The following is a 19,587-nucleotide window of genomic DNA, read 5'->3' as shown; positions in this document are numbered from 1 at the left end:
ACATTTAGAGGTTAAGTTATGAATGAAAACCCTTTTTTCAGTGATAAAGATAGTGATCTGCTAAAGCAGGGAAGTGTGCGAGACTATTTAGGGCTTGTGCCTGTTTGGAGTAAAATAGCCAGGAAACTGGAACCTAATCTATCTGGTGCCATCCAGTCTTACCTAGGATTAGAGGCCGTCCTATTTATATATTACCTTGAACAGGAACATGTACCGGAGTCATTGAAACAGAACAATAATTTCAGAGAGCTCTTTCGATATATGGAAGGGCTTATTGAGTATCATTTATATCATAACCTAAATGTAGAACCATGCTATGGCTCACGTCTATTAAAAGGGAATGGTCCTGATGTCGAGGTTAAGTTTTCAAGTGTAACGGCAGTTAACGGGCTCTATCAGTTTTATCGAGGTACTTGTCGTCGAGCTGGAATGTTATCTAAAAATTGGGTGTTAGATGAAAAAGCATTATCAACGATTAAAACATTATGTGCACCTCACTCAGGGGCTGTTAACAAGCTAATACAATTGATTGAAAAAATGACATTAAGCGGGGTGAAGGTAATTAAACCGTCAGAAGTCTTCGCAAATGAGCAGATAGTTGTTTTATTTAATGTCCTGTTTAAATCAAAAAAGTTGAAGGAATATATAAGAAACTGTCTCTATATTGATAAGGAACTTGAATATTATGCAAGTGCCTGTTCCTCTGTTAAATCGCAACCAAAAGTGCTGGGGGTCGGTTCTGAACTAAACCCAGTACAACACTTGAAAGCATATATTGATTCTAATAATAAGCAATGGAGTCACTTTTCTGAGCTCGAGCTCATACAAGATTGTGAACCATTTTTGGCGTTATTAGATGATTGCTTTCAATTTTTACATCTACATGACGGTCGAAAATTATCTGTTCTGGAATCATTGTTGACTGAGCCTGATGTGAAACAGGCAATGAGAGATAAATCTGTTTCTTTCATACGATCATTATCAATTAACAGTGGTATTGAATCTGATCGAATTAAATTGCTACTAGAGATCGCTGGTTTGCTAGTTAAAGAGGATGTGAAAGCGTTTTTATTGGGCTTATTAGAATACCATCGAAAAATAATGAAGTCGCGAGGAGCTGGCAGCATGATTCATCTTGATGGTTGTGAACTACGTGTATCCTCTGAAATACATAATGCTGACCAAAATCAATTACTAAAATCAATTTGCAATGAAAGCCCTTGGAAAAATGGATATTACATAAATACCACAGCTCGTATTTACAACCAACTACATGGTGAAAGATGAAAAATAACTCATTAATACGCAATACTTATCAACAGCTATTAGACACTTTTGATGGGGGAAAGATAGAATCTCTTTTGTTTACTAGTTTCAATTTCTCAGCCTGTTTCTTTGAAAATAATATCCTTCCATTAACTGCTGGTTGTTCTATAAAAGAAGTCGGAAGTCTACAAGCCGCGCAAGTTAATAAGGTATTAGCAAAGACGAAAATAACAGTTGTATGTGATCGCTCAACTTCACCTGAACCAAAAAACAATTACCGTTATGGTCAGTTGGCTGTTGGTTTAAAGGATGCCTTTTTTCATCCCAAAATTATATTAGCAACAGGAACTTTGGAAAATGGGATGCCAGTAGCTGAGTTAATAGTGGGTAGTTGTAATTTGACACTCAGTGGATGGGGCTTGAACCGTGAGGTTGCTGGGATCTGTAAGGTGGGTAAACAGCAAGCTGATAATCTATTGCCTCTGATTCACTGGATATCAAATATTGCAAAAAAGCAGATAGATAGTATTAAAAAAGATGATGGTGAGGTTGAAGAGGAAGGTAACGTTAGGAAAAACCTCGTGGCAATAGAAAGTTTTTTAACCAATAATTGCAAAGAGGAAATTAGTGCAAGCCCCAATTTTATACTGCGCTTACCTAATAAAAATAGGGATGAAAACTACCTGGATTTATTAACATCCGGTATAAGCCAGCCTATTAATAGCTGTAGAATAGTTTCCCCTTTCTGGTCAAATAGCGAACACCTCAGTCCTTTACTTGAGCAACTAAACAGTAAACATATAGATTTTGTACCCTCAATTAATCATGCGGGAATGCATTGTTTCCCATCAACTATGCGTGATTATGTTAAAGACTCCAGCTTTTCTGCTGCTTATCAGGGATTTAAGAATAACGATCGTTATACTCATGCCAAATCTGTCAGTTTGAATACTAAAGATGCTACACACTGGTTTATTGGATCTGCAAATTTTACTAAAGCGGCAATGGGAAATATGAAGAGGGGGAATATTGAAGCGATGCTACATTACTCTCTTGAAAATAAAGCGACGCTTAATGCCGACTTTGAAGACCTCGATGAACTAAAAATCAATTGGGCTGAAGACTCAGAAGTTGAAGATGGAGCACCAGAAGTCTCTTCTTACATAACCCATGCGGCATATAATTGGAAAACACAATCTTTTGTCTGTGTCCTTGAGTGTAGTGACGTAGCATTTAAAAAAATTAACAACTCTCATTTTAATCAACAGTCTTTAACCTTTAACAAGCAGGATGATGGGACTTATTTAGCTAAGTTAAACTATGGTGTTAAAAAGCCCATTTACACCATTGAACTATTATACTTAGATAATGATGAAACCATGGTTTATCAAGGGTTGGTTTCACAGTGGAATGCTCAAGATGATGAGCTCACTTACAATCCTAAACCTAAATTATCAAATATAATGAATGACCTAAGGGCCCTAGATCCTGTAAAGGGACCAAAAGGTGGCGGTGGCAGCAAAGGTTCGTCTACTGAAACAGGTGAAGAGGAAGATGAAGAAAATAGGGTGTTCGATTTCTTCTCTATATATCAGGCTTTTTATAAACAGCGGAAGTATTTTTCTGAACATCAGGACAAAGACCCATTTAATAGCGGTGAAGTATTTTCCCTGTCACTGATGTTTCGGGCTATCAGTCTTGAAGTTGACGATAGAAAGTCTAGTTCTGGTGATATGAATAAAGAAGACGTGATTTATTATTTTATTTTCCTTAGTGAATTTGCCTCGACAGCTAAAATATTGGCGGCTAATTTTACTCCTGAGAAGAGTAATGATTTGATCGACAAAATTGACATAGCTTTAGCGGAGTTAGAGACTCCATTTAAAAAATTGGTTGGTGAATCCCAAGTATTGAAACAGTTCCTACATACGGACTCTGTTGATCAAAAAACTGTTGAGTCAATGTTGGGATGGTTTAAGGAACAAGTGGATTTCACACATGAATAATATTATTAAAGACAAGTTAGAATCTGAAGCATCCTATATTCGCCAAGATATAATAGCATTCGATGGGAAAGGTGGAAACGACCAAAGTGATCAAGCTAAACTACAAAGTTTGGGTGTAGCAGCGTTGTGGCACCGGATTCAGGAAGATAATTTTGCATACTTAGCTGATGAAGTCGGTATGGGGAAAACTCGTCAAGCAATGGGGGTTATTGCCACCCAATTTTTAAAAAAACCGGATTCACGTATTGTCATTATTTGTCCTGGTAGACCTTTACAAGAGCAATGGAAATCAGAATGGGATACATTTGTATCGGGTTGTTTATTGATTAATGACGGTATATTGAAATCTGCTTTAGATAATAGCGTTAATCAGCCATTAGCTTTACATAACCGGTTATCAGAGTTTGCTAGTTCCCTTTTGTTGGATGAAGACCGTCTACACCTTTTACGTTATTCTTCGTTTAGTCGCCCGATTGGTTTCAATGGAAAGGACACAAAAGAAGAAATCAAGACACTGTACAAGAGTAAACTTAAGGATATTGGCATTGCAGCTCTCAATAAAGAAGAGGAAGACAAGATTGAATCCTGTACTGCTACAGATGATAACTGGAAAAAGGAATTAACGCGTTATTTAAATACCCAATATGCAGAACGAATTAAGATCTTATTTCATGAAGATAGACGACCGATTGATCTTATTATTTGTGATGAGGCGCAATATCTACGTCATACAGGTAATTCTAGAAATGAACATATTAATTTATCATTAGCATCTAGACCAAATAAATGGTTATTTTTAAGTGCTACCCCATTACATAGCGGACAGAGTGATATTAAATGTCTTGACCATTATATTTGTACTCATCTTCGAGATGAAGAAACTGACGAGTGTGCAAACGAATCATGCGTTAATATTAGTGCGAAGATGAAAGGACTCTTCAAAGGTGAAAAGAAGGCAGATGTTATTGATATTTTGGATGACTTCTTAGTCAGGCGACCTAGGCACTATAGCGATGCTAACAAAGAAGATTATAACAAGGTCAGTTATCGTAATTATACAACGGATGCAGCGGTTGCAACCAATGACGCATTTTCAAGCATGGTTACAGCATTGGTTCAAAAACGCTTGGTGAAGTCTTTAAGTGGTAATAATAACAGATTCAGGCAGGGGGAGTGTTCGTCTTTTGAGTCTCTGGCTAGTTCAGTAAAGAGTATTGTTCGTAAAAATGTTGATGGAATCCCGTATACAAAACCTGAAATTGAGCCTTCAGGAGGTAATCCTGAATCAGACGTACCGCCTGACCGTGGTGATATAGATCAGTTGAATAAATCACTAAGGCAAGTACTGGTTGATAACAAACTTACTACTGAATCTGATGCAGAGTTAAAGAATATTCCACATCCAAAACTGTACCATGTTGTAGATCAGTTGGTGGAAAACTGTCTTAAAAATGCACCAAACCATAAAACTCTTGTGTTTGTAAGGCGTCTGGCAACAGTGGAAGAGTTAATTGATTTATTGAAAAAACGCTTCCAAAAGTTAATTGATAAGCGAATAGATGATTGGCCAGCCAGTATTGATAAAATGCAGATAATTGGTGGCAATAAGCAGACCTTTTCAGGATTTAGTGATTTCTGGAACATTAACGATTCGGATGAGGATACTGATTATAACCAAGTAGGTCTGGAAGACGATGACTCTAATTTTACAGAGCCAGATCTGTCCTACTATAAAGCAATAAGCCAGAAAAGTGATAAGCAAGAACGGAATGGTATGCTGTTTTCATTTTTAACGCGTTTATTACAGCCGACAAGTAGTGATGGTAAAGGAAAAAGTCCTTTAGCATTTCTGGTTCCCAACGAGGGAGAACAAGTTAATCACTGGCAATCACCTCTATGGAACAACCTATTGGATGTCATCTTTGATGAAGGTGAAAAACAGCCTGCTTGGCTGACTCAACAAAAATATACTGAGGATATATTGAAGCTTAAGCGCTGTATTTTGCAGACTATGCGTCGTTCTGACTTCCTCGTAGATTTATATATTATTAATAAGTTCACCAAAATTAAAGGAGCTGACAATTTAAGTGAAAAACTTATCTGGATTCTGAGAAAGAGCAAAGAAGGCCAACTTAAATCTATATCCATTGATCTAAATGAATATTTAAATAATTGGCGAAAGCGACTTAAAAATTGGTGTATGCATTTTAATCTAATCAAAGAAAAATGCTTCAATCGTGATGATCATGATATTAATGCTGAATTTAGTCGAATGGGACCTGTTGTAGGCCGATCTGGAAACATTCAAAATAAGTATGCTGTAACTCAGTTCAAAATGCCTTGTTATCCAAATATCCTGATATGTACTGATGTGCTTAAAGAAGGCGTGGATATGCACCTTTTTTGCGATGAGGTTATTCATTACGGTGTAGCTTGGACATCTGGTGATCTAGAACAGCGTATCGGTCGTGTAGACAGAGTTAATAGCTTAATAAATCGTCGAATTAACAAGCATGCAGACGGCAGAGATTCTGCTCCCAAACTAAAGGTTGGCTTTCCTTACCTAGCAGGAACCTTGGATCAATATCAGGTGACACGGGTTGTGAATGAAAAAATGTTAAGTGATCTTCGTATGGATTTTGGTAAACGCGAAGATGAGATTAAAGATATATCAGTTGATGATGTTTTTAATAACACGGGCTCAAAAGAAGTGTTACCACTAGCACTTAAAACACGAACATTTATCCCCAAGTCACTATTACTAGAAAACGGGTTGCTTAAAGATAATGATTTTCCTTATAGTGATTGCAATGTACATGAGCAGATGAGGCAGCATGTACCTAAACAACAAACCAATATCAATATAAAAGATATTTATCCGCTGCCAGTATTGGTTGTTGAGCATGAATGCTCAAAAATCCAATCCTCATACAGTAAGACTCTGGGTGACAACCTCAAAACAAAATGGGAATACACGAAAATAAATAGAAAGATGCAGTGGACAGAAAACTATGAGGTAATTGTCCCTCTATCTGTGTCCGAGCAAGAAATGGAAGCTGTAATCTTAGGTCTTAGAAGTTCAAACAAAATGTTGGAACCTACACCAGTATTTTCATTACCTGAGGCAAAAAACTTTGAATTTGATAAAGCGTTAAATACTCTTGCTATGACTGTTACGCATGAAGCGCCTTATAAGCAGACAACAGATAGAAAGCAAATGGTTATGCTTGAGCGCATCGGAAGCTTGTTGTTAGTCCGTTCACCTATTGTGTCTATTGAAGATCTGGATCTTGATGGTAAAGATTTAGCTATATGGATAGGTAAGCAAAATAATAAACGTAAGTGGGGTTATATAAATGACCATGAAAATGTTATTTGGTATTGCTGTTTAATCGCTTATCCAGAAAAGTTGGGTGCTACTTTTGATAAGTTGACACATCGTATTTCTGAAACAGCTGATCGCCTTCAGCAACTGTATACCGCACAAGATAAAGAAAGTTGGACCTATAAGGCAAAAAGTTCCTTTAATGTTATAACTGGGGCTGCTGTTACTAATGACAAAATCATTCAGAAAGTCAGAGAGGATAATAGCTTCCGTTCAGGTATTAGTCGCTGGCATAAAGGGGTTTTTGAACAGGTTGTTACCCGGCTTGCTGATGAAAAACCTGTTTATGAAGTCCTGAATAATACTCTCAAAAGTGAGAAGTTATTACGGGAAAGAACAATTAATTTATCCATGCCAACAAAATCATCACTGCGATTCCGTTTACAGTCGTTTCTTGATATGAGTGAAAAGCCTGTAAATGGAATCAACTCAGCTGAACCAATAATGATTTGGGAGTTGGGCATTAGTACTGCAACAAAAGGAAGGCCCTCAAAATTAATTATGGATGATTACCAAGAACTTCCCCATTTGAAAGAAGATAGTTATTGGTCAGAGGTTGAAACTTTTAACAGTGTTAAAGTCTACACTTGTCAGAATGATGAAAAGCAGATGCGTTGGTTTGTCATATACCACCCAGCGTCAATGTTGGATGGAAGGAATGAGACGTTTCTAAATTCTTGGGCTAATGTTATTAACCGTATGAGGAACAATACTTCTAAGTTCATGAAGCAAGCCTGTGCTAATGATTTTAAAAGTTTTTCAATAACGAATTGATTATTTTTAAATGAATACGCATTAATGAATATTGAAATATATTATAAATCAGTTGGTTAATCGGTCTAGGTGTTACGCAATAGCTGCTTAATATCTAGTCCAACTCAGTTTTTGAAAATGATAAAACAAAGTGGCGTCTTATTTACCCATAATCGTACCATTACATAGGGTGTTTTATACCCTATCACTGCCCATTATGACATTAAAAAGACACCTAATCATTAGAATGAATCATGCAAAAATCCACTGGTCTGACTTGCACGCGTGTTGCACGCGGAAAACAAGAAGTTAGCTATAATAGGGGTTGTAGGGTAAAAGAATGAGAGTTCGAATCTCTCGCTCACCGCCATATAAAGCAAAACGGGTGCCCATCAGAGGTGCCCGTTTTCGTATCTGCAGTAAAATTTTGTTAAAGCAAGCGGTTGACGTTATTACTATCGATTACTTCCCTTCTACTAGCCCTTGTTTTCCAAGTTATAGCTCAACTTTTTCCTTATTAAATATCGACCCGCAGCCTTCTTTTCGTGTTTCCTTTACTCCTAAATGTTCACTTTCAGCAAGAGCTAATATTCTTATAGAAGATTAGCTCTTGCTGTTTTCATTTTATCCTTCTACTGAGGGGAATACCCTTGCTTTTTTGTCTCGCTATCACCGAATACTATTGCTATAAGCTTTTACAGTTTAATATTACTTATAATACAGGTGAGACAGCGTTGTTACGTGGTGAAAAAGACGGTGAAATGGTTAGCTTTTATATGAACGATGAATTCGTCACTAAAGTATCTATGGCTGACTTAAATGCTTACGTAGAAAATAAGGCTTAATTAGTTTTAACTATTTAAGACCAATAAAAAGCCGCTAACGTTTGTTAGCGGCTTTTTTGTTTAATCAAAGCGTGTTGTAGGTACACAACAAAGAGTCAAAGGCGTTACTTTATCTCGTTGGGGATCTGATGAACATGAACATCGCGCTGTGGAAATGGAATTGATACGCCTTGCTTATCAAACGCTTCTTTAACTTGGCGAGTAATATCCCAATAAACATCTAAATAATTTTCTGTTTTCACCCAAGGGCGACAAACAAAGTTAACTGAAGAGTCCGCTAATTCATTCACTTTAATAACCGGGGCAGGATTCTTTAACACCAACTCATGGTTGCTGACCACCTCATGCATTATTTGTTCTGCTTTAGCCATATCATCGCCATAACCGATACCAAAGACAAGATCGACTCGGCGAGTTTTACTGCCAGTTACGTTAACAATAGTGGTACCCCAAATATTATTATTAGGCACAACTAAGTGTTGATTATCGAATGTTTTAATCGATGTCGATAATAAGGTCATTGAATGAACTGTGCCGGTGACGCCGTCTATTTTAATAATATCGCCGACATCAAAAGGGCGGTAAATTAAAATCAACATGCCACTAGCAAAGTTACTTAAGGTACTTTGCAGCGCTAAACCAACCACTAAACCAGCAGCACCAATGAGCGCTAATACGGGGCCGACATTTATTTCTATGAGGGTAAGTGAAACAATAAAGCCGATGACTAAAATTACGCGACGCACCGATACTTGAATGAAAAGTTTTAATAGGGTCGATAAGTTACGGTTGCGGCTAAGTGCTGCATCGGTGATCTTGCCCGCGGTTCTAGAGACCAGATAAACAAACATTAATGCCACAAAAAACTTAATAATATTAGCTAACCAGCGTAAGCCACCATCTTGTGATAATAACCAACCTTTAATCGTTAACCAAGCTGCGTTACTGTCAGTTAGATCTACGGTTGTTCCCGATAACGCATTGGCATAAAGGTGTAGTTCAGCACCGTCACCGCCTTTACTTTCCCAGTTACTAAGCACTAGACGAAAACGCGCTAAAGCGTCGTTTTTATCGGCACGTAATTCGGTTAGACTGTTGATTAAATGCTCACGCCGTTCTTGTAACTTATCACTGTATTGCTCTGCTTTTACTGAGAGTTCGTTCAGGGACTCAGCTGTTTTACTCATTGTCTTTAATGCTGTCTCGGCCTTTTTATACTGCAAGTCTTTTGCAAGCAGGTTAATCTCATCAAGTTCTTCTTTTAACTCAGTGGCGGCAACTTTATCCTCTTTTCCCTTGCTTACTAACTCTGCACTGTCAGCACTAAGGCTAGATATTTCTTGAGCAGCTAATATTTTTTTTTGCTTTTGGCTAACAAGTATTTCGGCTTCACTGACTATGGTGGCTCTTTCTTTAAGAACAACTAACCAGGCATCAACCTCTACCGTTAATTCGTTTTTTGTTAACGGAGTCAGGGCGAACTCTAACTCGCCAAGATCAATGTTGATATTTTCAGCGGTGGTGGCTTGATAGGGTTTTTCACTGTTACTCGCCAAGGCACTAGATACATTGACGCTAAATGAAAAAAGGATAATGCTAGATAAGACAAAAACAACCGAGCTTAATGTTTTTGAGTAGGTGAGTAATGTCATGATATAAACCTGATTATATTCTTAAGTGTTAAGCGGTGAGGCTAATTTACTGTGAGTGCAATAAGAAGCTGAATATAACAATAAATAACAGTTTTGTTAAGGTTAGTTGCTGTGCTTCTTCTCAAAGGGGTTGTTTTGCTTGTCTAGTCGATTGCTTAGTTGATTACTTAGCCCATTATTTAGTCAATTGATGATTGAGTAAGTTCTTAATGACTTTCCGGCAAAACTCGCCTTGTTTGCCAGTAATGTTTACGCCAATAAATATTGTTAAGTTCAGATATGATCACGCCTTTACTGGTTGATGCATGCAAAAACTGATTATTGTTTATATATATGCCGACATGACGAGTTCTGGCGTTTGTTCTAAAAAAGATTAAGTCGCCAATAACGCCATGCTGTTTAACCGCTTGGCCGAATGAAGATTGAGATTTTGTCGTTCTTGGTAGCTTTATGTCAAAACCCGCTAGATAGACTTGTTGAACGAACGCCGAGCAATCAATGCCTTTAGTTGAGTTGCCCCCTAAGCGATATGGCGTGCCTTGCCACTGCTTGTACAATACCAATAACTTAGCATTCCTAGCTTGCAGGTTAGAGTTTAATACGGGTTGTGGGTGGTTAGTGACTGGCTTATGTGTCACTTTTGGGGTGGCACAGCCCTGAAGAAGACTTAAAACAATAAGCACTAACAGGGAAGGTACTATGGTGATAATTCTAAAATTATACCATTGATATTTCGGTAAAAGCTGGGTGTGGCAGCTGTGCATGTGTCTGTTTAACCCGGTAATAAATAGACTGTAGAGATTATCATTAGTTTTTTATTGCTGTCACTTGGTTTTTAGCTTAGCGAAAATAAAATGGAATTTATTATCATAATCAACGTTCTCTACAGCCTAATTTTAGTCCTTCAATTCATTATCAAACCAAGCGACTATAGTTTGGGTTAATTGTTTATCACTATCCAATAATGGGTAGCCATGCATATCACCTTTATAAGAGAGCATCTTACTCTTTGGGTGCTTGGTGGTGCTAAATAGCTGTTGAGCACTAGTAAACGTTCTGCCATCATCTTCTGATGCAATGATTAAGCTCGGCTTATCTGCTAATACTTTTTCGTAGCGGCTAATATTTTTATCAGACTGTGATGAAGAGAAAAAGCTGATAGCGCTAATGCTTTCTTTCTCAGCTAAGGTGATGGCTTGGCTGCCACCACAACTTGCCCCAATGATACCTATATTACTTTTTTTACCCGCTTTTTCTTTTAAATAATCAAATGCTAACTGAACATCAGTTGGCCAATGGGCTGACATTTTAGTCCATGCTTTTCTTCGTTCTGCTTGTGGTAGTTTACCAAAAGTTTCGACATTAAATTTGTTACTAATACTTTCACCAAAACCTCTAAAATCTAGACTTAAAGCATGGATGCCGTGTTCGGCTAATTGCTCACCAATATTGTTATACATGCTGCGGTTGTAATTACACTGATGTAACATCAACACCGCTCGGTTGTTTGAGTTTTCTATTGTTGTTTTCGCGGGGTAATAATCAGCTTTTAAAGCGAATTTATCTGAAGAAGTTAAGGTTAATTCTGTGGCAAGGCTGCTAAGAGAAATGAACAAGCTGCCTAGTGAGAGTGTCGTTAATATCAGGGGTAGTATACGTGGCATAATAATTCCTATTGTTTTTTTATATTTTAGTTCTTCAACCTAGCTAGATTATGTTGATTTTAGCTAGGTTGAATGTGCGTCATTGTTAGGCGAGTTAATGATAAGCTTAATCAGACTCAGAATCAGACTTTAGGGCAGGGCTTGGCTCTGTTGCTAAATTACTGTAGAAATTCATCACCTGTATGCCTTGCTCATTTTTATCAATGGTAAAATATGACAAGCTGCCTTCGTAGTAGAAGCTGTTATCAGACATAGGTCTAATTACCCATTTACGTCCATCGTCACGTTGTGAGTAAACTTCACCATTTTCAAAACTTAAGGTACGTTGTGAATCAGGGGTTACTTGATAAATACCCATCATAGCGTTGATTTTTTTATCGGTCAGCGCTACTTCGGTAAACTCTGGCACATCGATATTTAATGCTCTTGCGGTAAGCAGCAGGGCAATATCTCGTGGCGAGCTTTCAGAGTCACTGTTTATTAATACGGCAACATATAAGTCTTCTTCTGGTAGATAAAAGGCTTGCGTAGAAAAACCATTAATGCCACCGCCGTGACCAATAGCATCATACTTACTCACTTCGAATGTGCCTAAGCCATAACCATAATCAGAAGTGCTGTTGTCATTTAATGTAAAGGGTGAAATCATCTTTTTGTAGCTAGCTTTTGAGATCAAGCCACCATCACGAAGTGCTTGGTACCAAATGTTTAAATCATCAACGGTGGATAACAAAGAGCCTGCGGCATGTGGCCACATCATATTAATAGGGTCTGCATTAACAACGCCTTGCTCGGTTCTAGAATATCCATAAGCTCGATTAGCAATAAGTTGAGTACCGCCAAAGTAACTATGGTTCATGGCTAATTTTGCAAAAATATCCTGCTCAATAAAGTCCGCGTAAGACTTCTTACTGGCCACTTCAATAATTTTTCCCAATAAGACATAACCGGTATTAGAGTAACGCATTGCTTCACCGGTTTTTAATGGCATGGGGTGCTTAGCAAACTCGCTTAACATGTCATCTAACGTTGTTTGTGTTGGGGTAAGCTTCTCCATAACAACTTTATCTTCGGTATAGTTTGCTATGCCTGAGGTATGACTTAATAGGTTTGCAATAGTGACTACTTGGCCTTCGGTAGGGAAATCAGGCACATATTTATGAATATCATCATCAACGGATAATTTACCTTGCTCTGCAAGCATCATAATGGCGGCGGCAGTAAATTGCTTAGTTATTGATCCTAGGCGAAAGACACTCTCTGTATTTAAGGGGACTTTCAGTTCGATATTTGCCATACCCAAAGCACCTTTATACAGGACTTTGCCATGCTGACTAATAATAGCCGTTGCGCCAGGGCCATTGGCATCAACAAATAAAGCTAAAACTTTGTCATAGTCTGCTTTATTAATCGATCTTTCCTGCTGAGTTGCAGAGGCGGTATTTATACAGAGTAGGAGTACAGTACACAGTGTTATTATTTTTTTCATATAGCCTGCCATGTTGTCATATTGAAGTTATTTCAAAACGATCTAATACCAATCGGACTAATTTATTGATCACTTAGCGAGAATTAAAAGGCTTAGAGGCAAGGCAATGATTGCAGAGAATGGTTATTCCCTTGTCAAAATCAATAACGCTGCATATAAGCCTTTTAAACTCGCCCTTTGGGAGCTCAATATCAATCTAATAACGGCGCAAAATGTACCAAATATAGAATAACTATGTTTACTACATTTTGCTTGTTCTAAGCTCGTTATTGAAACTCTAAGTTGGTCAATACAATAATCCGTTTGGTATAACATGTCACAACTTGATACATTTGTTCAATATGAGTTTTGTCGCTAAATGTTTCAGGCAGTTGCTGTTTTAACTTATCAGAGGCACCCCTCAATAAGCCGGCTGAGTTATTTTCAGCAAGTCATCATTGACTAGGATGAAACTGCTTAGGGGCAACTGAGTTAAATGGGTAATGTTATGGTGACAATTAAACCACTAGGATTTCTGTTTTGTGCTGTGATTTCACCCTGGTGTAAATGAACGGCCTGTTGAGCAATAGCTAATCCTAAGCCAGTACCACCACTGCTTCTTTCTCGACCATCGGCAACACGAAAAAAAGGCGTAAATAGTTTTTCTGTCATTTCATCGGGTACCCCAGGGCCTCTATCAATTACGTTTAGCACAATTTTATGATCTAACTCGCTTAACTCGACGCTAACTTCTTGATTGTTTGGCGAGTACTTGACCGCATTATTAATAACGTTACTAAAAGCACTGGTAAGCATTTTAGTATCGGCAAAAATAGTTTGCTTAATCTCACCCTGTAAGACGATGGCAACATTTTTACTATTGGCAAAATATTGACAGTCATTTATAACTTGTAAAACCAAATGGTCTAATTTTACCTCAACACTCGCGAGCGAGTTTTGGCTATGCTCTAGTCTTGAAAGAGTCAGTACATCGGCAATCATTTCATCTAAGCGGTCTACTTCTGTTTCACAGCGGGTCAAATGCTTTTGTTGTTCAGCGTCATTGCCAATATTCTTTTCTGCTAAGGCGACAGCGAGCTGTAGACGGGTTAGTGGTGATCTTAATTCATGGGATACATCACCGAGTAAGCGTTGATGCGCGCTAATGTTGTTTTCTAACTCACTTGCCATTTGGTTAAAGCTACGCGCTAGATCGCCAAACTCATCGGAGCGTTGGTCAAATATTGTTATACGGGTTGCCAACTTACCTTCACCTAACTCTTTACTGGCTTTTTGAATCGCTATTAAAGGCTTAGTAAAGCTTTTAGCCAAAAACCAGCAACATAAAACGCTGATGGTGAGCAGCATTAAAATACGTAAGGCTAAAGGCCATTGATTTACCAAGCCGACCAAGTGCTTATGCTCAATTTTACTAGCGATAAATAATTGCAATTGCTCGCCATTTATTATTATTGGTTGAGACGTTGTGACTTGGGTAAAGGCAAAATCAATGGTAACCGGATTATTTAATGGATGTCTTCTTAAATAGTATTTTATTTCCCCCCAAATGCGCTTTCTTGGCGCATAAACTTGCTTCGTGGTGAGATTCTTTATTAATAAATGTTGGTGATGTTTTTGGTAAAATTGTTGCTGAATAGCCTTAAGCTTTACTTTTTTTTTATCTGCAAGCCTTTGTATGTACTTACTTAATAGTTCTAACTGTTGTGGATCAACTTGTTCCTGACTTGGCGTATGTCTAAATTGCATAGTAACTAGGTAGCTGATCAGCACGGAGGTGAGAATCACTAACCAAAAAGCCAGAAACAGCTTTAAGCTAATGCCTAAAGAGAATTTTTTTAGCCCCGCAGGACCTTGCTTAGCCATAATTACTGCTCACCTTGTAAAAAGACATAACCCGCACCACGTACTGTTTTAAATTTATCTATAGGGTCAATGGCAAGCAGCTTTCGGCGAACATTTCCGATATGGACATCCACGGTTCTATCAAAAGGGCTTAGTTTTCTTTGTAATACTTGCTCAGATATTTCAGCTTTGCTGATGATTTTACTGTGATGCTCTAGCATGTAAGCCAATACTAAATATTCAGTGCCGGTTAATATCAGTAAGGTATTTTGACAATAAATTTCACGGGTAGCCTGGTTAATTCTTACTTGATTAATAACAAGTTGTTCAGTAGCTTCATTTGCAACAACAGGATTTTGACTTTTTACAATGGCTATCCGTCTAAAGATGGCATTAATGCGGGCTAACAACTCGCGATGTTTAAATGGTTTAGCCAAGTAGTCATCAGCGCCTAATTCAAGGCCCAAAATCCTATCATTATCATCACCCCTTGCTGTTAGCATTAATATGGGGGTTTTATGATTGCCGCCTAATGCTTTAAGTACTTCAAAACCATTAAGTACAGGCATCATGACATCCAGTAAAATTAAATCAAAAGTATCATCAAACGCCCTCGCCAAGCCACTGGCACCATCTAAACACGAAGTTACCTTAATATTTTCACTGGCGAGGTACTCGGTCAGTAATTCGGCAAATTCATCATCATCGTCAATTAATAAAATATGTTTCTGATTTAGGGGCATTTTTTTGGCTGCTTAATTAAAGGTTGTGGGCGAGTTGCCGACGCTAAAAATTGTATTTTGGAGCTATCTACTCTTAGTTTACGTGATCTAAGTCAAGCAGAAAATAACTTTACATAGCTTTACACTGCCTTGCACTGCTTTGCAATTAAGCTAGATATACTGAGGTTGGATTTAATTAACGCACTTAACGCACTTATCGCTTTATCAATAGACAAGAGCAGCGACATTAGCTAACAGGGAATATTTATATGAATAATACACTTAAACAAATTGCACTGGCGACATCACTTTGTTCGGTACTGGTTTTATCAACAACTAGCTTTGCTAGTGAAGATAACAATAAACACCACGCTAGCCATGAAATAAACCACCAACACATGAGTGAGAAAAAATTTGCCAAGCTAAGCCGTAAATTAGGTTTGTCTGAAAGCCAACAAGCAGATATAAAAGCACTAAAGAGTGAAGCTAAGCTGGAGATGGCAGCATTTATGCCGGCGATGGAAGCATTTCGACAACAAGTAAAAGTCTTAATGTCGGCAGAGAGTTTCGACGAACAAGCCTTTAATGCCTTATATCAGAGTAATCAAGATGTTTTCACGGCAATGGCGCTAGTTAAAGCTAAAAGTAAGTTTGCCATGAAGAGTGTGTTAACCGAAGAGCAGCAAGAAAAATTCAGTACCATGAAGCATAAACGTTCACATCGTTAAGGTTATATAGCCATTATCAATCAAGATGCAGTTTTGCTTATAAAAATCCGGCCTGAGGTCGGATTTTTATTAAACACTTTTTATTTAATATGTTTTATTAAATATATTGGTAATTTTTATTTATTCAGTTGGAATAACTTTACCAATATAAGGTAGGTGACGATATTTTTGTGCGTAATCAATGCCGACACCAACAACAAACTCATCAGGAATTTCGAAACCTATCCATTTTACTTCGACATTTTTTTCGCGGCGACTTGGTTTGTCTAATAAAGTACAAATTTCAATTGAATTAGGCGCACGTAAACTTAAAATCTCGACAACTTTACTTAAAGTATTACCGGTATCAATAATATCTTCTACCAGCAAAACATCTTTGCCTTCAATATTATCATCAAGATCTTTCAGTATATGAACATCACGAGAGCTTTCCATGCTATTGCCATAACTTGATGCAGTCATAAAATCAACGCTATGATTAACGGTGATTTTTCTTGCTAAATCGGCCATAAAAACAAAAGAGCCACGAAGTAAACCGACCATGACCAAGTTATCACTGTCTTGATAATGCTCACTGATTTTCTGTCCCAGTATGGCAACACGTTTTCTGATTTCTTCTTCTGAGATCATAACCTCAATAGTATGTTTCATCATATTTTATTTCTTGTTAATTAATACGTACAGTGGTTAGCTGTTTTGTCGGCTATCGAATATATTTGAATAAAAGGCAATAGGTGTCGATTTTATTTAACTATAGTTCATGCAATAAAAAGCCTTTACGAACAAAGGCTTTTTTATGTTAGGGAAATACTGGCTTTAGTTTAAGAAGATAAACTTAGCAATAAATAAAACAGTTAACGCCCAAACACCGTTAGATACTTGGTCTGATTTACCCGTACCTACTTTTAATACTGTGTAGGTGATAAAACCAAAAGCGATACCATTAGCAATTGAGAAGGTAAACGCCATCATAATCGTAGTACACACAGCTGGTGCGTATTCCGTTAAGTCATCCCAATCTAAACCTTTTAGTGAACTCATCATCAGCATAGCTACATAGATAAGCGCGCCATCTACGGCAAAGGCAGGTAGCATTTTTGCCAGTGGCAAGAAGAACATACCAACAGCAAATAATAAGCCGATAGTTACCGCGGTGAGACCAGTACGGCCACCAGCAGCAACACCTGCAGCAGATTCAACATAAGAAGTTACCGGAGGACAACCAAAACCTGTACCGATAACAGAAGCGATTGAGTCAGCTTTTAAAGACTTGCTTAAGCCTTCAATCTTGCCATTTTTGTCTTGCAAACCAGCACGCTCAGCAACCCCCATTAAGGTGCCTGCGGTATCGAAAATGTTAACGAATAAGAAAGTTACAATAACAGGAATTAACGCGACTTGAAAAGCGCCAGCAATATCGGCTTTCCATAAAATAGGTTCAAGAGCAGAAAACTCAGGAATAGCGAGTATGCCACTATAAGAAACAAAACCAGATGCAGGAGCAAAAGATTTAGCGGCTTCAGAAATAACGAAGAAATCAGCAGGTAACACCCAAGTCATAACAAAAGCAAGTAAGGTTACTGTGGCAATACCAATGATTACCGCACCAAATACTTTACGATAGCTAAGCACAGCAATAAGTAAGAAACTTAAGAAACCTAGTGCCGGTGCTTCTGGACCAAATTGACCAAAGCCAAAGTGAGTCATGTCGCCAAGAGCAACTACGTTATCAGGACTAGCAACAATAATGCCGGTGAAGCGTAAGCCGATGAAACCTAAGAAAAGGCCAACACCTGCGGTCATGGCAAGTCGTAAGCTCATCGGAATACTATCAAGCATCCATTCCCTTAGTCGGGTAACACTCATGATTACAAAGAGAACACCAGAAAGGAATACCGCACCTAGGGCTATTTCCCAACTGTAACCCATGCCGCCGACGACGGAGAAGGTGAAAAAGGCATTTAAGCCCATGCCTGGGGCAAGACCAACAGGCCAGTTAGCGTACATACCCATTATGATAGTGGCAATAGCAGCACCTAAACAGGTGGCTAAGAATAAGCCATCAAATGGCATGCCGGTATTTGACATAATAACCGGGTTTAAAAACATAATATATGACATGGTCACGAAGGTGGTAAGACCGGCCATGAGCTCAGTTTTTATCGAAGTATTATGCTTTGATAGTTTAAAAAAACGTTCTAACAGACTGACGTCATTAGTTTTATCTTTTTTATCTTCTTGGTTTTCGTAAGATTTACTAACCTGTTCCATAACTACAGTTCTCTCATTGGTTGAAATTTAAGGTCGTTTATTTGTATTTTTTATTTTGACCTGCTGGTAATAATTTTTAAAATTTGACCTTTTTGTCGCGGTGCTACCGGTAAAGCAAGTAATGCCAGCGTTTGCTATTATACCAATTCCAATAAGTTTCTTCCCACTCAGCGAGAGTTAAAAGCCTTAGAGGCAAGGCATTGATTGTAGATAATGGTTATTCAGGAGAATAAGCTCCTGCATTCTCAAATAAGCTACATCCATGTAGCGTCCTTCTCAAAATCAATAACGCTGCTTGTAAGCCTTTTAAATTCGCCCTACGGGAGCTTTCCAGTGATTCGATAACCGCACAGAATTTCTTTCATATAGAGTGACTATATGCAAAAAAATTCTATTTGTTCTCAAACCACTGGCAAGCTCTGAGTGGGAACTAACTTAATGGACTTGGTATTATTAGAAAGAGGCTGTGTTGGACCCGATTTCCGTTTAGCTGTCTCATTAGTACACAAATAAAAGTTAAAGTTAATAAGTATAACAGTTTGTTAATTCCATATGGTGAAACCCATCAAAACTACAGGGTGTTCGCTATAATTTATAAAATTAAAGCGGACTAGAGCGTACAATAGAAGTTAAAGCTTAAAATTTCACCTAGTAAAATCGAGTCGAATTTAATTCTATAGTTTCAAGGTTTCAGCATAGCTCCCAGAATTTTATTATTGCTAATATCGTTATTAGACTTTGACTTTTTATCTGATAATGAACACTTCATCCTATCCTTAATATAGAAAACTTGTCAATAGTGTCAAGAAATGCTTTTTTAGTGTACAATTTGCCTTAGGGTCTAATTCGGTCTATAGCAATAATGTTGTAGATCATTTAGTAACCGTGTTTTTTATGGCATTACGCAAGAAAAAAGTACGTGATATCAGATTTGTGATAATACGTTCAAGATAAATAAATGCCA

Annotated in this window: 15 protein-coding genes; 7 read left to right on the top strand and 8 right to left on the bottom strand. The window is 37.8% G+C overall.

The genetic code is table 11. The features are described from left to right. Nucleotides 1-18 precede the first annotated feature (18 nt). The 5 genes from F580_RS0110295 (at nucleotide 19) to F580_RS0110275 (ending at nucleotide 8,255) form a co-directional block, all read left to right on the top strand. The gene (locus tag F580_RS0110295) at nucleotides 19-1,287 is read left to right on the top strand and encodes a hypothetical protein (RefSeq protein ID WP_019027646.1); all 1,269 of its coding nucleotides are present in this window, start codon (nucleotides 19-21) and stop codon (nucleotides 1,285-1,287) included. Then, on the top strand, nucleotides 1,284-3,272 hold the full coding sequence (locus F580_RS0110290) for a phospholipase D-like domain-containing protein (protein WP_019027645.1): 1,989 nt from the start codon (nucleotides 1,284-1,286) through the stop codon (nucleotides 3,270-3,272). Before F580_RS0110295 ends, F580_RS0110290 begins: the two co-directional genes overlap by 4 nt. Further along, complete coding sequence (locus F580_RS0110285; RefSeq protein ID WP_019027644.1) at nucleotides 3,265-7,431, top strand: helicase-related protein; 4,167 nt, start codon at nucleotides 3,265-3,267, stop codon at nucleotides 7,429-7,431. Before F580_RS0110290 ends, F580_RS0110285 begins: the two co-directional genes overlap by 8 nt. A gap of 319 nt (nucleotides 7,432-7,750) precedes the next feature. Beyond that, nucleotides 7,751-8,017, top strand: coding sequence for a hypothetical protein (locus F580_RS0110280; RefSeq protein WP_019027643.1), 267 nt, complete (start codon nucleotides 7,751-7,753; stop codon nucleotides 8,015-8,017). Between the two features lie 43 nt (nucleotides 8,018-8,060). After that, nucleotides 8,061-8,255 carry a hypothetical protein gene (locus F580_RS0110275; protein WP_019027642.1) on the top strand — a complete coding sequence of 65 codons (195 nt, stop codon included), beginning with the start codon at nucleotides 8,061-8,063 and terminating at the stop codon, nucleotides 8,253-8,255. 104 nt (nucleotides 8,256-8,359) lie between these two features. Here the strand turns inward: F580_RS0110275 and F580_RS0110270 are convergent, their stop codons facing one another. From F580_RS0110270 to F580_RS0110255, 4 genes are all read right to left on the bottom strand, one after another. Continuing rightward, a complete protein-coding gene (locus tag F580_RS0110270; RefSeq protein WP_019027641.1) occupies nucleotides 8,360-9,907 on the bottom strand; it encodes a mechanosensitive ion channel family protein in 1,548 nt (515 codons plus the stop codon). A 206-nt stretch (nucleotides 9,908-10,113) separates the two neighbouring features. After that, nucleotides 10,114-10,545, bottom strand: coding sequence for an NlpC/P60 family protein (locus F580_RS0110265; protein ID WP_245560611.1), 432 nt, complete (start codon nucleotides 10,543-10,545; stop codon nucleotides 10,114-10,116). A 258-nt stretch (nucleotides 10,546-10,803) separates the two neighbouring features. Beyond that, entirely contained in the window at nucleotides 10,804-11,571 is a 768-nt protein-coding gene (locus F580_RS0110260; protein WP_019027639.1) for an alpha/beta hydrolase family protein, read from the bottom strand. 106 nt (nucleotides 11,572-11,677) lie between these two features. After that, nucleotides 11,678-13,060 (bottom strand): serine hydrolase domain-containing protein, encoded by a 1,383-nt coding sequence (locus F580_RS0110255; RefSeq protein WP_026301375.1) that lies wholly within the window; start codon nucleotides 13,058-13,060, stop codon nucleotides 11,678-11,680. Between the two features lie 106 nt (nucleotides 13,061-13,166). On the opposite strand from F580_RS0110255, the gene F580_RS27110 reads away from it, so the two are divergent. Then, nucleotides 13,167-13,292 carry a hypothetical protein gene (locus tag F580_RS27110; RefSeq protein ID WP_019027637.1) on the top strand — a complete coding sequence of 42 codons (126 nt, stop codon included), beginning with the start codon at nucleotides 13,167-13,169 and terminating at the stop codon, nucleotides 13,290-13,292. Between the two features lie 239 nt (nucleotides 13,293-13,531). Here F580_RS27110 and F580_RS0110245 read toward each other — a convergent pair whose 3' ends face one another. Together F580_RS0110245 and F580_RS0110240 are read right to left on the bottom strand one after the other, a co-directional pair. Further along, a complete protein-coding gene (locus F580_RS0110245) occupies nucleotides 13,532-14,923 on the bottom strand; it encodes an ATP-binding protein (protein WP_019027636.1) in 1,392 nt (463 codons plus the stop codon). 2 nt (nucleotides 14,924-14,925) lie between these two features. Continuing rightward, on the bottom strand, nucleotides 14,926-15,645 hold the full coding sequence (locus tag F580_RS0110240) for a response regulator transcription factor (protein ID WP_019027635.1): 720 nt from the start codon (nucleotides 15,643-15,645) through the stop codon (nucleotides 14,926-14,928). A gap of 248 nt (nucleotides 15,646-15,893) precedes the next feature. On the opposite strand from F580_RS0110240, the gene F580_RS0110235 reads away from it, so the two are divergent. Further along, nucleotides 15,894-16,352 carry a Spy/CpxP family protein refolding chaperone gene (locus F580_RS0110235; RefSeq protein ID WP_019027634.1) on the top strand — a complete coding sequence of 153 codons (459 nt, stop codon included), beginning with the start codon at nucleotides 15,894-15,896 and terminating at the stop codon, nucleotides 16,350-16,352. Nucleotides 16,353-16,472: 120 nt separating this feature from the next. Here F580_RS0110235 and hpt read toward each other — a convergent pair whose 3' ends face one another. Beyond that, complete coding sequence (gene hpt / locus F580_RS0110230; RefSeq protein ID WP_026301374.1) at nucleotides 16,473-17,003, bottom strand: hypoxanthine phosphoribosyltransferase; 531 nt, start codon at nucleotides 17,001-17,003, stop codon at nucleotides 16,473-16,475. A gap of 165 nt (nucleotides 17,004-17,168) precedes the next feature. Further along, nucleotides 17,169-18,623, bottom strand: coding sequence for an NCS2 family permease (locus tag F580_RS0110225; protein ID WP_019027632.1), 1,455 nt, complete (start codon nucleotides 18,621-18,623; stop codon nucleotides 17,169-17,171). Nucleotides 18,624-19,587: the final 964 nt, after the last annotated feature.

The sequence above is a fragment of the Colwellia piezophila ATCC BAA-637 genome, assembly GCF_000378625.1.
GTDB lineage: Bacteria > Pseudomonadota > Gammaproteobacteria > Enterobacterales > Alteromonadaceae > Colwellia > Colwellia piezophila.
This window is presented reverse-complemented; position numbering and strand designations above follow the sequence as displayed.